Raw genomic sequence first — 12,911 nt, forward strand, 5'->3', positions numbered from 1 at the left:
GCCAGTGGTGCGACTGTTGTGCCGCTCACACAATCTGCGGGCGCCCCATGTCCACAGCGGGCACCGGTGTACCAGCAAACGCTTCGGGACTGACAGCACTGTCATCCGCCACCAAGCGCAGATTCAAGCGCAATCCCGACGGGCCGTTCTCGGCCCAAAGAGTTCCGCCCTGGCGTTGCACCGCGTTCCTCGCGATGCTCAGCCCCAGACCAAATCCACCGTCCCCCGGCCGCGAGCCGTCGAGTCGGATGAACGGCGAGAAGATCCGCTCCAGATCCGCTTCCGCCACACCGCCACCCTCGTCCTCCAGCCACAAGTGCCAGTAATCGCCGTCCCGTCGCCCGTCGAGCCGCACGATACCGCCCGGTGGCGAATGACGAATGGCGTTGCGCAGGATGTTTTCCAAGGCCTGGGCCAGGGTGTTGAGATTGCCGCGCACCCAGCAGCAAGCTTCTACCCCACACTGCAACTGCCCCACCGGACAGCAGCTTTCGTAGCAGGCGTTTTCGGTGAGCATTTCCCACAGTGCCTGGATCTGGATCGCTTCGTCCGGCAACGGTGCGCGTTCGGTGTCGAGCCAGGCCAGTTGCAGGGTGTCCTCCACCAGTCGCTGCATCACGTCAACTTCACGACCGATACGTTCGCGCAACGATTGCAACTGCTGCTCGCTTTCGCTGGCGACTCGCAACCGGCTCAGGGGTGTGCGCAGCTCGTGGGACAGGTCGCGCAACAGTTGCTGTTGCAGGGCCACGGTGGATTGCAGGCGTTCGGACATCGAGTCGAAAGCACGGGCCAGTTCGCCAAGCTCATCCTGGCGCTCGGTGATGCCGCTCGACAACCGCACATTCAGTTGATCGGCGCGCCACGCATTGGCCTGCTCGCGCAGATTGTTCAGCGGCACCACCAGCAGGCGATACAGGCCGACGCACAGCAGCAGGGTGAACAGACCGGGAATCACACCGTTGGTGATGACCCGCCAGAACACCCGGTATTTGCCCGGCAGAAATCGCTCCGGCAACTCGATGACCAGACTGCCGGCGGTCGGGTCAGTGGGAAATGGAACCCGCAGCCACGGCCGGCCCTTTTTGTGAATCGGCCACTCAAGGCCGCGCAGGAAGGTCAGGCGCTGAAGCTCTTGAGCGTTCAACGGCTGGCTGCCCAGCGACTGCAGATTGCCACCGATCACCCCGACCCAGCCGGCTTCGCGCAGCTCCATGCTTTGCAACCAGCTATCGATGCCATCGCGCTCGTTCTGCTGCCAGGCGCGCTCGGCTTCGGCGGCATAACGCGTCAGCGTGCCCCGCGCCTCGTCGGAGAGGAACTGGTTGCGCTCCTCCATGTACCGGCCCCAGGACCAGCTCAGCCAGATCATCAGCAGACAGAACGCCACCAGCAGACACGCCAGTTTCCAGAACAGTGAATGCCGTCCCGGCAGGTCAGACACCTTCATCGACGGCGCTCAGCACGTAGCCCTTGCCCCACACCGTGCGCACTTCCCGTTCGGTGTAGCCGATCGATTTGAGTTTGCGCCGGATCTGGCTGATGTGCATGTCGAGGCTGCGGTCGTGAGCCGCGTAGCCACGCTGGAGAACGTGCTGATAAAGGAAAGCCTTGCTCAGCACCTCTTCATCATTGCGATTGAGGGTTTCCAGCAGACGGAATTCGCTGCGGGTCAGGCCGGCGGGCTGGTCGAGGTAGAAAACGTCGCACTGCTCGTCGTCGAAACGCAGCCCGCCGACCGGCACCACCGGGGCGACGGCCGTCGGACGACGGTCGAGGGCGACCCGGCGCAGGATCGCTTCGATCCGCACATGCAGCTCGGCCATGCTGAAGGGTTTGGGCAGGTAGTCGTCGGCACCGAGGCGAAATCCGCTGATGCGATCGGCCTCGGCCCCCAGCGCCGACATCAGCAGCACCGGCGTCGAATGGCTCTGGCGCAGTTGAGTCAGCACGTTCAGACCGTCGAGGCCCGGCAGCAGAATGTCCATCAACACCACATCGAACGGCTGGCGACGGGCGATGCTCAGGCCTTCGCTGCCGTTCTGGCACCAGGTGACCTGAAAACCGCTGCGTCCCAGTTGTTCGTGAACATAGGCACCGAGCACAGGATCGTCTTCGATGGAAAGAATGCGTGGCTGGCCAACAGAGACAGGAGTCATGACTATCTGCAAATAATTCTCAGTTGAGCGATTATTCAAGATTGCCCGCTGCCGGGCAACCCCAGGTTGACCCGTCGGACAAATGACCGATGTCAGGAAGGACGAACCACGACATCATTTTTCCCGGGAATGCCCGCAAGCAAATCGCTACACTGCGCCCATGTCGCGTGCTGGAAGCACGTGTGAGTCAACGATCGGCGGGATGCAGGAGAAAGGCGTGCTCAAGAAACTGGGGATCAAAGGTCGCGTATTGTTGCTGACCCTGTTGCCGACCAGCCTGATGGCACTGGTGCTGGGCGGCTATTTCACCTGGACGCAGCAATCGGACCTGCAGGCCCAACTCATGCAGCGCGGCGAAATGATCGCCGAACAACTGGCCCCATTGGTGGCGCGAGCCATGGGCCACGGCGATGCCGAGCTGCTCGAACGCATCGCCACCCAGTCGCTTGAACAACCGGATGTCCGTGCGGTGACCTTCCTCGGCCCGGACCGTTCGCCACTGGCCCACGCCGGCCCGACCATGCTCAATCAGGCGCCGAGCGGCGACAGTACGCATTTGCTGCGTCGCAGCGGCAACGATGCCACTCGCTATCTGCTGCCGGTATTCGGCAAGCACCGCAATCTGGCCGGCGAGATGATCCCTGACGAGTCCGAACGGTTGCTCGGCTGGGTCGAGCTGGAACTCTCGCACAACGGCATGTTGCTGCGCGGTTACCGCAGCCTGTTCGCCAGCCTGTTGCTGATTGCCGCAGGACTGGCCGGCGCCGCATTGCTGGCCCTGCGCATGGGGCGCACGATCAACCGCCCGATCAGCCAGATCAAACAAGCGGTCGCGCAGCTCAAGGACGGTCATCTGGAAACCCGCCTGCCACCCCTCGGCAGTCAGGAGCTGGATGAACTGGCGTCCGGCATCAACCGCATGGCCGGCACCCTGCAGAACGCCCGGGAAGAACTGCAGCACAGCGTCGACCAGGCCACCGAAGACGTGCGCCAGAACCTGGAGACCATCGAGATCCAGAACATCGAACTGGACCTGGCCCGCAAGGAAGCCCTGGAAGCGAGCCGGATCAAGTCCGAGTTCCTCGCCAACATGAGCCATGAGATCCGCACACCGCTCAACGGCATTCTCGGCTTCACCCACCTGCTGCAGAAAAGCGAGCTGACCCCGCGCCAGCTCGACTACCTGGGTACCATCGAAAAGTCCGCCGACAGCCTGCTGGGGATCATCAACGAAATCCTCGACTTCTCGAAGATCGAGGCCGGCAAACTGGTGCTTGATCACATCCCGTTCAATCTGCGCGACCTGTTGCAGGACACCCTGACCATCCTCGCCCCCGCTGCCCATGCCAAGCAGCTGGAACTGGTGAGTCTGGTGTACCGCGACACGCCGCTGTCGCTGGTCGGAGATCCGCTGCGACTCAAGCAGATCCTCACCAATCTGGTGAGCAACGCCATCAAGTTCACCCGCGAGGGCACCATCGTCGCCCGCGCCATGCTCGAAGAAGAACACGAAGACAGCGTGCAACTGCGCATCAGCATTCAGGACACCGGCATCGGTCTGTCGAACCAGGACGTGCGGGCGTTGTTCCAGGCGTTCAGCCAGGCCGACAATTCGCTGTCGCGCCAGCCTGGCGGCACCGGTCTGGGGCTGGTGATTTCCAAGCGCCTGATCGAACAGATGGGCGGCGAAATCGGCGTCGACAGCACCCCGGGCGAAGGCTCGGAATTCTGGATCAGCCTGAGCCTGCCCAAGACCCGCGACGATGCCGAAGACCTGCCCGTCGCACCATTGCTCGGGCGCCGGGTCGCGGTACTGGAAAACCACGAACTGGCGCGTCAGGCATTGCAGCATCAACTGGAAGACTGCGGTCTGGACGTCACCCCGTTCAATACCCTGGAAAGCCTGACCAATGGCATCACCGGCGCCCATCAGACCGATCAGGCAATCGACCTCGCGGTGCTCGGCATCACCAGCAACGACATGCCGCCGGAACGACTCAACCAGCACATCTGGGATCTCGAACACCTCGGTTGCCGGGTACTGGTGCTGTGCCCGACCACCGAACTGACGCTGTTCCATCTTTCGGTGCCCAACCCCCACAGCCAGCTCCAGTCCAAACCGGCCTGTACCCGCAAGTTGCGCCGGGCATTGTCGGACATGGTCAACCCGCGGCAAATACGCAGCGAGCCCGGTGAACCGCTGTCGAGCCGTGCACCGAAAGTGCTGTGTGTCGACGACAACCCGGCCAACCTGCTGCTGGTACAGACGCTGCTTGAAGACATGGGCGCCAAGGTGCTGGCCGTGGAAAGCGGGTATGCGGCGGTCAAGGCCGTACAGAACGAATCCTTCGACCTGGTGCTGATGGACGTGCAGATGCCTGGCATGGACGGACGTCAAAGCACCGAGACCATCCGCCAGTGGGAAAGCGAGCGCCATTGCACGCCGCTGCCGATCGTCGCCCTCACCGCCCACGCCATGGCCAACGAAAAACGTGCACTGCTGCAAAGCGGCATGGACGACTACCTGACCAAGCCGATCAGTGAGCGGCAACTGGCGCAAGTGGTGCTGAAGTGGACCGGCCTTGCGCTGCGCAATCAGGCACCGGACCGTGGTGGTGAAAACGCGACGGGGCATCAGGACCTGCCGGTACTCGATCATGAAGAAGGCTTGCGTCTGGCTGCCGGCAAGGCCGATCTGGCGGCGGACATGCTCGCGATGCTGCTGGCCTCGCTCGAGGCCGACCGCGAAGCCATTCGCACAGCCCGTGACAACCAGGACCAGAACGGTCTGCTCGAACGGGTCCATCGCTTGCACGGCGCGACCCGCTACTGTGGCGTTCCACAATTGCGCGCAGCCTGCCAGCGCAGCGAAACCCTGCTCAAACAGGAAGACCCCAAGGCTGCCACCGCCCTTGATGAACTGGAGCGGGCGATCAATCGTCTGGCGGCGCAGGCGAAGATCAGCGCCTGATCCACGGCAATGCCGACCCGTGCCGACACGGCTAAAGTGGGCGCGGGTGATTTGCGCCCGCGTCGATGCTTCAGGAGGATTGCATGCGCACGATCGTTTTCAGCAGCCAGACCTACGACCGCGACAGTTTCCTAGCAGCCGATTGCCCGGCCGGCATCGAACTGCATTTTCAGCCGGCCCGGCTCAGTCTCGACACGGCACCACTGGCCGAGCGGCACGAGGTGGTCTGCGCCTTCATCAATGACGACCTCAGCGCTCCCGTGCTGGAGCGCCTGGCGGCCGGCGGCACCCGACTGATCGCCCTGCGCTCGGCCGGTTACAACCATGTCGACCTGAACGCGGCCAAACGCCTGGGGCTGATGGTCGTGCGTGTTCCGGCCTACTCGCCCCACGCGGTGGCCGAGCATGCCGTGGCATTGATTCTCGCGCTCAACAGGCGCCTGCACCGCGCCTACAACCGCACCCGCGAAGGCGATTTCAGCCTGCACGGCCTCACCGGTTTCGATCTGGTGGGCAAGACCGTCGGGATTGTCGGCACCGGCCAGATCGGCGCGACATTCGCCAAAATCATGCACGGTTTCGGCTGTGAGCTGCTGGCCTTCGATCCGTATCCGAACCCGGCGGTCGAAGCGCTGGGCGCACGCTACCTGAGCCTGGCGCAACTGCTCGAACAATCGCAGATCATCAGCCTGCACTGCCCGCTCAACGAACAGAGTAAACACCTGATCAATCGTGATTCGCTGGCGCACATGCGGCCGGGGGCGATGTTGATCAACACCGGCCGCGGCGGTCTGGTGGACACACCGGCACTGATCGATGCCCTGAAGGACGGTCAGCTGGGTTATCTGGGGCTCGATGTCTACGAAGAAGAGGCGCAGCTGTTTTTCGAAGACCGTTCCGACCTGCCGTTGCAGGACGATGTGCTGGCGCGATTACTGACCTTTCCCAACGTGATCGTCACGGCGCACCAGGCATTCCTGACCCGCGAGGCGCTGGGGGCGATTGCCGCGACCACCCTGCACAACATCGCGACCTGGGCGGCGGGATCACCGCAGAACCAGGTCCAAGGCTGAACGATCAGGCGTCAGGCAGGTGGCGACTCTGGAGAAATCGCCACACACAGAATCAACAGACCGAGCCAGCCGAAGCCGATCAGTCGCTGTTGGAAAGAGTGACCCCGGCGCAGCAGGAACCAGACAAAAACCATCGGCATCAGAAACGCCATGATCTTCAGCCAGCCTTCCACCGGGCGCACGCCCTGCTGATCCCACGCGGGCTCAACCGGCCGGGCCGCCTGCGCACGGCGCCTGCGGCCGGCGGCGGCCGGCAGCACTTTCGGTTCAGGCTGCGCGGCAGGCGTAGCGACGAAGGCTTCGGGGACAGCCCTGTTGCGGGGCAGACTGCCGAAGGAAATCGTCGATGCGGCGCTGGCCGGTCGTGCAGCCTGTGCCTGTCCCTCCGCTATCGGAGCCCCGCAATGAATGCACGTCCTGGCTTCGGAACTGATGCTCCGCTTGCATTCATAACATTCGATCAGCGCCATGTTCCGTTCCTTAGAGATGAAGGCGGCAGTTTGCCACGACTGTGCTGTCGATTTGAACCTGATCGAAGGTCGCACGCCCGCGTCATTCTGCAATCAAGCCCGTGCTAGCATGTCGCGCATATTTGGAGGACCCATGGTCGAACACGATTTCCGCTACACCCTGATGAACCCGCAACACACCCTCACCGAATGCCGCGCCCTCGTGCCGGGCCGTTATCAGGTCACTGGCAACGGTGGCTCGATCCGTATCGGTGACGTGCTGGTCGTGACCCTCAAGGGCAGCAAGGACTTGTCCATGCGCCTGACCGTCGACACCGTGCGTCACCTGATCAACCCGCCGGGACAATGGACCGCGATGACCACCGGCCCGGTGTTCGGCGAGCTGGCGATCCATACCTGGCAGGTCAACTGTGACAGTTGCGCCAAGGAACTGAGCTTCGAATTCGCAGTAGACGCCAAGCTCGGCAAATCGGCAGAGAAACCGGCCGCCACGGCACGCATTGCCGAATTGGGCTGGAAAGCCGTCGGTGACAAGCACCTGTGCCCGAACTGCCAGGAGCCTGCATGATGAAACACCTGGCCCTGACCGCCGCTGTCGGCGCCGGCCTGATGGGCTGCGCCGCGGAGCCTGTGCAACTGCAACAGGACCGCAGCTACATTCTGGAATGGATCGGTGAACGGCCGCTGATGGACTACAGCCACCTGACCGTGACCCTCGGCGATGATGGCCGGGCATACGGCAACGGCGGCTGCAACCACTGGTTTGCGCCCTACACCCTCGATGGCGACAAGCTCAGCTTCGGCAAGATCGGCAAGACCCGCAAACTGTGTGCTCCGGCGCTGATGGAGCAAGAGCAACGCTTCCTCCAGGCTCTGGAGAAAGTGGAGCGCTGGGACGTTTCGCCCATCGAGCAGATGCGTTTCTGGCCGGCTGAAGGCAAGCCGTTGCGCTGGTGGCTGGAAGAAGGCTGAGCCTGCTGCACTGAATGATCGTTCCCACGCTCTGCGTCACAGCGGACGCGGAGCGTCCGGGGCGGCGTTACCACGCGGAGCGTGGGAACGATCCCTCAGTTGGTCGCCTGCAACGCCTCAAGCTTCGCCATCACCCCCGCCGCCGTCTGCTCGCCCATCAGCTGTTCCCGCACCTTGCCCTTGTTGTCGATGATGTAGGTCACCGGCAAGGCTTCACTGCGCGGCAGCTCGAACAGTTCCGCCGGATCCTGCGCCAGCACGGTGAACTTGATGCCCAGTTTTTCGCTGGCGCTCTTCAGCTCTTCACCCTGCACGTTGTCGAAATTGACCCCGAACACACCGATCTTCTTGCCCTTGAGCTCGTCGGCCAGATGATTGAGTTCCGGGATTTCCGTGCGGCACGGACCGCACCATTCGGCCCAGTAATTGAGTACCACCCATTGCTTGTCCAGGCGCTCGGACGCGACTTTCTGCCCGTTCTGATCGATGCCGTAGTCGTTACCGCAGCCCCCCAGCATCAACGCCCCGATGATCGTCAATGCCGCTGCCAGTGCCCGTGTCATGTCGTGTTCCTTGTGAAAAATTGAATGCGCCTGCGACCCATCGCCTCCCAAGGTTCTGGATTGCGCGCTGCACAGTTAGAATAGCCGCCACTCTACGCAAGAAGCGACCCGCCCATGACCGATCTGACGCTTTATCACAACCCGCGCTGCTCGAAATCCCGCGGTGCGCTCGAACTGCTCGAAGCCCGTGGCCTGACGCCGAACGTGGTGCGCTACCTCGAAACCCCGCTGGACGCCGCGCAGATCAAGGCCTTGCTCGGCAAGCTGGGAATCAGCGCCCGGCAACTGCTGCGCACCGGCGAAGACGAATACAAGACCCTGAACCTGGCCGATGCCAGTCTCACCGAGAAACAATTGATCGACGCCATCGCGGCGCATCCCAAGCTGATGGAGCGACCGATTCTCGAAGCCGGCGACAAAGCCGTCATCGGCCGTCCGCCGGAGCAGATCCTGGAGCTGCTGCCGTGAGTGCGCCGTACATTCTGGTTCTGTATTACAGCCGCAGCGGCTCGACCAACGAGATGGCCCGGCAGATTGCCCGCGGTGTCGAGCAAGCCGGCCTCGAAGCGCGTCTGCGCACCGTGCCGGCGATCTCCACCGAGTGCGAAGCCGTATCGCCGGACATTCCGGATGAAGGCGCGCTGTACGCCACGCTGGATGACCTGAAAAACTGCGCCGGCCTGGCCCTCGGCAGCCCGACCCGTTTCGGCAACATGGCCGCGCCGCTCAAGTATTTCCTCGACGGCACCAGCAACCTGTGGCTGACCGGCGCGCTGGTCGGCAAACCGGCCGGGGTATTCACCTCCACCGCCAGCCTGCACGGCGGTCAGGAAACCACGCTGCTGTCGATGATGCTGCCGCTGTTGCACCACGGCATGCTGATCACCGGCCTGCCCTACAGCGAATCGGCGCTGCTGGAAACCCAGGGTGGCGGCACCCCTTACGGCGCCAGCCATCACGCCGGAGCCGACGGCAAAAGCGGTCTCGATCAGCACGAAGTGGCGCTGTGCCGCGCCCTCGGCGCACGTCTGGCCAAGACGGCCCAGAAGCTGGGGAACTGAGATGGCCAGAAAGCCGAAAGTCCTGCCCGCCGTCGAATGGCTGGAGCCACGGGTACGGGCGATGCGGGTGATCAGTCTGCTGTGCTTTTTCGGCCTGGCCGGATTGCTCGCCGCTTATTACCTGGTGTTCGCCGACCTGCATGGCGCGCGGCCGTGGGTGATTCTGCTGATCGAACTGATCCCGTGGATTGTGCTCGCACCGGGCATGATCATGGGCAGCGCACGCGGGCATTCGTGGATGTGCTTTGTGGTGAATCTGTATTTCATCAAGGGCGCGCTGGCGGCGTATGACCCGAGCCGTCAGCTGTTTGGCGTGCTGGAGATGATCGCCAGTCTGGCGGTGTTCTGCTCGGCGCTGCTGTATGTGCGGTGGCGGTATCAGTTGAATCGCAAGCTGGCCGGCGAAGGCGAAGTCTCCGTCGCCTGACAGACCGCTATCGCCAGCAGGCTGGCTCCCACACTGGATTTGCGTCATTCACAAATCTTCTGTGGGAGCTAGCCTGCTAGCGATGCGGGCGACTCAGTCTCAATGGTTGACGGTATAGGCCAACATCATCGATATCTGGCTCATCGGCCGTCCACCGCTCTCTTCATGCCACTGGTTGAACGCATTCTGCACCGTCGCCAGATCCCGCAGACTGCTCGGCACCTTGTCGACAATCTTTTGCGCATTCAGCGCCGCGACCACGTCGTAGCTCGGCACAAACGTATCCTTGCCGACCATGCGCAAGAAGCGTGGCGCCGACAGCCCGCCCAATTGATGGCCGTGCTTTTTCAGGTACGTCCACAAACCGACGATGTCGGTCACCGGCCAGTCGGCCAGCAACGCGCCGAAGCTGCCCTTCTCTTTCTCGACGTCCAGAATGAACTGCGCATTGCGCGGCACGCTTTTGAGCTTGCCCAGGTGACGGATGATCCGCGCATCCTGCATCAACCGCTCAAGGTGTTCGGCGCTCATCAGCACGACCTTTTCCGGGTCGAACTTGAAGAACACTTCTTCAAAGGCTGGCCACTTGGCGTCCACCAGACTGTGCTTGAGGCCGGCGCGAAACACCCGCAGGGCCATGGTCGAGAGGTAACGGTCGTCGCTGATCTTGCGCAATTGCGCCGGGGTCTTGGGAACGGGCAGATGGGCTTCCAGTTCAGCCGCCGAACCGAAGCGGTTCAGACAGTATTCGTGCAGCCACTTGTAGTCGCGCATGCCCTCTCCTAAAAAATGAATTGAAAACGGCGCCCGCGAGCGCCGTTTCTTTCGAGCGATCAGATCGCTTACAGGTTCACCACGTTGACGAATCGCGAAGCCGCCGTCTCGTCGATCTTCAGGCTGGTGAAGTCAAACAGGTTACGGTCAGCCAGTTGCGACGGGATCACGTTCTGCAGGCTGCGGAAAATGCTCTCGGTACGGCCCGGGGTCTTGCGCTCCCAGTCCTGGAGCATTTCCTTGACCACCTGACGTTGCAGATTTTCCTGAGAACCGCAGAGGTTGCACGGAATGATCGGGAATTGCTTGAAGTCCGAGTAGGCCTGAATGTCTTTCTCGTTGCAGTAGGCCAGTGGACGGATCACCACGTTGCGCCCGTCATCGGCGCGCAGCTTCGGCGGCATGGCCTTGAGGCTGCCGTTGAAGAACATGTTGAGGAAAAACGTCTCGACGATGTCGTCGCGGTGATGACCGAGGGCCATTTTGGTCGCACCGATTTCGTCGGCGAAGGTGTACAGCGTGCCGCGACGCAGGCGCGAGCACAGCGAGCAGGTGGTCTTGCCTTCCGGGATCAGCTCCTTGACCACCGAGTAGGTGTCCTTCTCGACGATGTGGTACTCGATGCCCAGCTCTTTGAGGTAGGCCGGCAGCACGTGCTCGGGGAAACCCGGCTGCTTCTGGTCCATGTTCACGGCGACGATATCGAACTTGATCGGCGCAACCTTCTGCAGGTGCATCAGCACGTCGAGCATGGTGTAGCTGTCCTTGCCCCCGGACAGGCAGACCATGACCTTGTCGCCGTCTTCGATCATGTTGAAGTCGGCGACCGCTTCGCCGGCCAGGCGGCGCAGGCGCTTTTGCAGTTTGTTCTGGTTGACCGTAAGAGTGCCCATGACGCGAAATCCGTGAGGTGTGACGAAAGGCGGGCATTTTACGCAAAAACACCTGGCTTGTGGCCACAGGTTGTCGCCCCCTCGAATGCCCGCTTGCACAGACCCCGACGCGATTACCCCGCCGGTTTACAGCGCGATTTGCTCTAAGACCCTAATACCTGTGCGGTTAAGACCTTTCTATACTGCGACATAAGGTCGCACACAATCTGAAGACCTGTATTTGCTCGGCCACATTGGCCCGTAGGCGCTCCGCTGGGGGGCGATGGCAATAACGAGAGGAGTGACTGGCATGATCCATCACGTAGTGGGACTTTTTACCCACCCCGATCAGGAATGGAAGGAAATCCGTGGCGACCAGGAAGAAAGCATCAGCCACATGTACCTGACGCACACGCTGATTCTGGCGGCGATCCCCGCTGTTTCGGCGTTTATCGGCACCACCCAGGTCGGCTGGGTGATCGGCAACCGCGCGCCGGTCATGCTCACCGTCGAAAGCGCAATCTGGATGACGGTCATGTCGTACCTGGCAATGCTCGGCGGGGTCGCGGTCATGGGTGCCTTCGTGCACTGGATGGCCCGCACCTATGACGCCAACCCGAGCCTGGCCCGTTGCGTCGCGTTTGCCACCTACACCGCGACGCCGTTGTTCGTCGGCGGCCTGGCGGCGCTCTATCCGCACATGTGGCTGGGGATGATCGTCGGCACGGCGGCCATTTGCTACACGGTGTACCTGTTGTACGTGGGGCTGCCGACCTTCATGAACATTCCGTCCGATGAGGGTTTCCTGTTCTCCAGTTCGGTGCTGGCGGTGGGTCTGGTGGTGCTGGTGGCCATCATGGCGTTTACCGTGATTGTCTGGGGACTGGGCGTGGGGCCCGTCTACACCAATTAGCAACCGGCTCCTTCCGAGAAGAACAAGATCCGCCAACACAGGCCGCCGCAAGGCGGCCTTCTCATGCCTGAAACAGACGTCGCGACCATTCGGCAGACGGGTGATTCGCAAGAATGGACGGTTGCGGCATACTCCAAACCTCTGGAGATCCATCAAGCATGCCCGAGCAACTCAATACCCGCGTCGAAGACTGTTTCCAACTCGCTGAATCCTTTTTCAAACGTCCTTTCAAACGCCCCGTGGTGAGCCTCAAGCTGCGCGGGCAAAAAGCCGGGGTCGCGCATCTGCACGAGAACCTGCTGCGCTTCAATCCGCAGCTGTACCGGGAAAACGCCGAACACTTCCTCAAGCAGACCGTGGCCCATGAAGTCGCGCACCTGATCGCCCATCAACTGTTCGGCGATCGCGTCCAGCCCCACGGCGAGGAGTGGCAACTGATCATGCGCGGCGTTTACGAGCTGCCGCCGGACCGCTGCCACACCTATGAAATCAAACGCCGAAGCGTGACCCGCTACATCTACAAATGCCCGTGTGCGGACAGCGATTTTCCGTTTTCGGCGCAGCGCCATAGCCTCGTCAGACAGGGGCGGCGGTATTTGTGCCGACGCTGTCGCAACACGCTGGTGTTCAGTGGCGAAACGCGGGTCGAGTAAGCC

The 12,911-nt window shown here is 62.1% G+C and carries 15 protein-coding genes; 9 read left to right on the forward strand and 6 right to left on the reverse strand.

Going from position 1 to position 12,911, the window contains the following annotated elements:
- Positions 1–25 precede the first annotated feature (25 nt).
- Positions 26–1,450: a sensor histidine kinase gene (locus tag C6Y56_RS20985; protein WP_169431480.1), complete on the reverse strand. Its 1,425-nt coding sequence runs from the start codon at positions 1,448–1,450 to the stop codon at positions 26–28.
- Positions 1,437–2,159, reverse strand: coding sequence for a response regulator transcription factor (locus C6Y56_RS20990; protein ID WP_169431481.1), 723 nt, complete (start codon positions 2,157–2,159; stop codon positions 1,437–1,439). The genes C6Y56_RS20985 and C6Y56_RS20990 overlap by 14 nt, the downstream gene beginning before the upstream one ends.
- A gap of 217 nt (positions 2,160–2,376) precedes the next feature.
- On the opposite strand from C6Y56_RS20990, the gene C6Y56_RS20995 reads away from it, so the two are divergent.
- Together C6Y56_RS20995 and C6Y56_RS21000 are read left to right on the forward strand one after the other, a co-directional pair.
- Positions 2,377–5,130, forward strand: coding sequence for a response regulator (locus tag C6Y56_RS20995; protein WP_169431482.1), 2,754 nt, complete (start codon positions 2,377–2,379; stop codon positions 5,128–5,130).
- 83 nt (positions 5,131–5,213) lie between these two features.
- Entirely contained in the window at positions 5,214–6,203 is a 990-nt protein-coding gene (locus tag C6Y56_RS21000) for a 2-hydroxyacid dehydrogenase (RefSeq protein WP_169431483.1), read from the forward strand.
- Between the two features lie 11 nt (positions 6,204–6,214).
- On the opposite strand, the gene C6Y56_RS21005 is transcribed toward C6Y56_RS21000, so the two are convergent.
- Entirely contained in the window at positions 6,215–6,673 is a 459-nt protein-coding gene (locus tag C6Y56_RS21005) for a hypothetical protein (RefSeq protein ID WP_169431484.1), read from the reverse strand.
- A 133-nt stretch (positions 6,674–6,806) separates the two neighbouring features.
- On the opposite strand from C6Y56_RS21005, the gene C6Y56_RS21010 reads away from it, so the two are divergent.
- The gene (locus tag C6Y56_RS21010; protein WP_169431485.1) at positions 6,807–7,241 is read left to right on the forward strand and encodes a hypothetical protein; all 435 of its coding nucleotides are present in this window, start codon (positions 6,807–6,809) and stop codon (positions 7,239–7,241) included.
- Positions 7,241–7,645, forward strand: a complete 405-nt coding sequence (locus C6Y56_RS21015; protein ID WP_169432682.1) for an META domain-containing protein — start codon at positions 7,241–7,243, stop codon at positions 7,643–7,645. Before C6Y56_RS21010 ends, C6Y56_RS21015 begins: the two co-directional genes overlap by 1 nt.
- Before the next feature lie 95 nt (positions 7,646–7,740).
- Here the strand turns inward: C6Y56_RS21015 and C6Y56_RS21020 are convergent, their stop codons facing one another.
- Positions 7,741–8,208 (reverse strand): TlpA disulfide reductase family protein, encoded by a 468-nt coding sequence (locus tag C6Y56_RS21020; RefSeq protein WP_102688139.1) that lies wholly within the window; start codon positions 8,206–8,208, stop codon positions 7,741–7,743.
- A 114-nt stretch (positions 8,209–8,322) separates the two neighbouring features.
- Here C6Y56_RS21020 and arsC point away from each other — a divergent pair, with 114 nt between their 5' ends.
- The 3 genes from arsC to C6Y56_RS21035 are packed head-to-tail and all read left to right on the forward strand — an operon-like array spanning position 8,323 to position 9,696.
- A complete protein-coding gene (gene arsC, locus C6Y56_RS21025) occupies positions 8,323–8,676 on the forward strand; it encodes an arsenate reductase (glutaredoxin) (protein ID WP_115078888.1) in 354 nt (117 codons plus the stop codon).
- Positions 8,673–9,269, forward strand: coding sequence for an NAD(P)H:quinone oxidoreductase (gene wrbA / locus C6Y56_RS21030; RefSeq protein WP_085683574.1), 597 nt, complete (start codon positions 8,673–8,675; stop codon positions 9,267–9,269). Before arsC ends, wrbA begins: the two co-directional genes overlap by 4 nt.
- Position 9,270: 1 nt before the next feature.
- The gene (locus C6Y56_RS21035; RefSeq protein ID WP_011335491.1) at positions 9,271–9,696 is read left to right on the forward strand and encodes a DUF2069 domain-containing protein; all 426 of its coding nucleotides are present in this window, start codon (positions 9,271–9,273) and stop codon (positions 9,694–9,696) included.
- Positions 9,697–9,795: 99 nt separating this feature from the next.
- Here C6Y56_RS21035 and C6Y56_RS21040 read toward each other — a convergent pair whose 3' ends face one another.
- Both C6Y56_RS21040 and ttcA read right to left on the reverse strand, forming a co-directional pair.
- Positions 9,796–10,470 carry a DNA-3-methyladenine glycosylase I gene (locus C6Y56_RS21040; protein WP_085683575.1) on the reverse strand — a complete coding sequence of 225 codons (675 nt, stop codon included), beginning with the start codon at positions 10,468–10,470 and terminating at the stop codon, positions 9,796–9,798.
- Positions 10,471–10,538: 68 nt separating this feature from the next.
- Positions 10,539–11,363 carry a tRNA 2-thiocytidine(32) synthetase TtcA gene (ttcA, locus tag C6Y56_RS21045; RefSeq protein WP_169431486.1) on the reverse strand — a complete coding sequence of 275 codons (825 nt, stop codon included), beginning with the start codon at positions 11,361–11,363 and terminating at the stop codon, positions 10,539–10,541.
- Between the two features lie 289 nt (positions 11,364–11,652).
- On the opposite strand from ttcA, the gene C6Y56_RS21050 reads away from it, so the two are divergent.
- Together C6Y56_RS21050 and C6Y56_RS21055 are read left to right on the forward strand one after the other, a co-directional pair.
- The gene (locus tag C6Y56_RS21050) at positions 11,653–12,255 is read left to right on the forward strand and encodes a Yip1 family protein (RefSeq protein ID WP_007917515.1); all 603 of its coding nucleotides are present in this window, start codon (positions 11,653–11,655) and stop codon (positions 12,253–12,255) included.
- A 158-nt stretch (positions 12,256–12,413) separates the two neighbouring features.
- The gene (locus C6Y56_RS21055) at positions 12,414–12,908 is read left to right on the forward strand and encodes a SprT family zinc-dependent metalloprotease (RefSeq protein WP_169431487.1); all 495 of its coding nucleotides are present in this window, start codon (positions 12,414–12,416) and stop codon (positions 12,906–12,908) included.
- Positions 12,909–12,911: the final 3 nt, after the last annotated feature.

The sequence above is a fragment of the Pseudomonas fluorescens genome, from assembly GCF_012974785.1.
Lineage (GTDB): Bacteria > Pseudomonadota > Gammaproteobacteria > Pseudomonadales > Pseudomonadaceae > Aquipseudomonas > Aquipseudomonas fluorescens_BT.

Excerpts from the sequence above, each read along its gene's own strand:
- C6Y56_RS21040 (WP_085683575.1), bottom strand. The coding sequence starts at position 10,470 with ATGCGCGACTACAAGTGGCTGCACGAATACTGTCTGAACCGCTTCGGT.
- C6Y56_RS20990 (WP_169431481.1), bottom strand. The coding sequence starts at position 2,159 with ATGACTCCTGTCTCTGTTGGCCAGCCACGCATTCTTTCCATCGAAGAC.
- C6Y56_RS21050 (WP_007917515.1), top strand. The coding sequence starts at position 11,653 with ATGATCCATCACGTAGTGGGACTTTTTACCCACCCCGATCAGGAATGG.
- C6Y56_RS20985 (WP_169431480.1), bottom strand. The coding sequence starts at position 1,450 with ATGAAGGTGTCTGACCTGCCGGGACGGCATTCACTGTTCTGGAAACTG.
- C6Y56_RS21035 (WP_011335491.1), top strand. The coding sequence starts at position 9,271 with ATGGCCAGAAAGCCGAAAGTCCTGCCCGCCGTCGAATGGCTGGAGCCA.
- C6Y56_RS21055 (WP_169431487.1), top strand. The coding sequence starts at position 12,414 with ATGCCCGAGCAACTCAATACCCGCGTCGAAGACTGTTTCCAACTCGCT.
- C6Y56_RS21000 (WP_169431483.1), top strand. The coding sequence starts at position 5,214 with ATGCGCACGATCGTTTTCAGCAGCCAGACCTACGACCGCGACAGTTTC.
- C6Y56_RS21015 (WP_169432682.1), top strand. The coding sequence starts at position 7,241 with ATGAAACACCTGGCCCTGACCGCCGCTGTCGGCGCCGGCCTGATGGGC.
- C6Y56_RS21010 (WP_169431485.1), top strand. The coding sequence starts at position 6,807 with ATGGTCGAACACGATTTCCGCTACACCCTGATGAACCCGCAACACACC.
- C6Y56_RS21020 (WP_102688139.1), bottom strand. The coding sequence starts at position 8,208 with ATGACACGGGCACTGGCAGCGGCATTGACGATCATCGGGGCGTTGATG.
- C6Y56_RS21005 (WP_169431484.1), bottom strand. The coding sequence starts at position 6,673 with ATGGCGCTGATCGAATGTTATGAATGCAAGCGGAGCATCAGTTCCGAA.
- arsC (WP_115078888.1), top strand. The coding sequence starts at position 8,323 with ATGACCGATCTGACGCTTTATCACAACCCGCGCTGCTCGAAATCCCGC.
- ttcA (WP_169431486.1), bottom strand. The coding sequence starts at position 11,363 with ATGGGCACTCTTACGGTCAACCAGAACAAACTGCAAAAGCGCCTGCGC.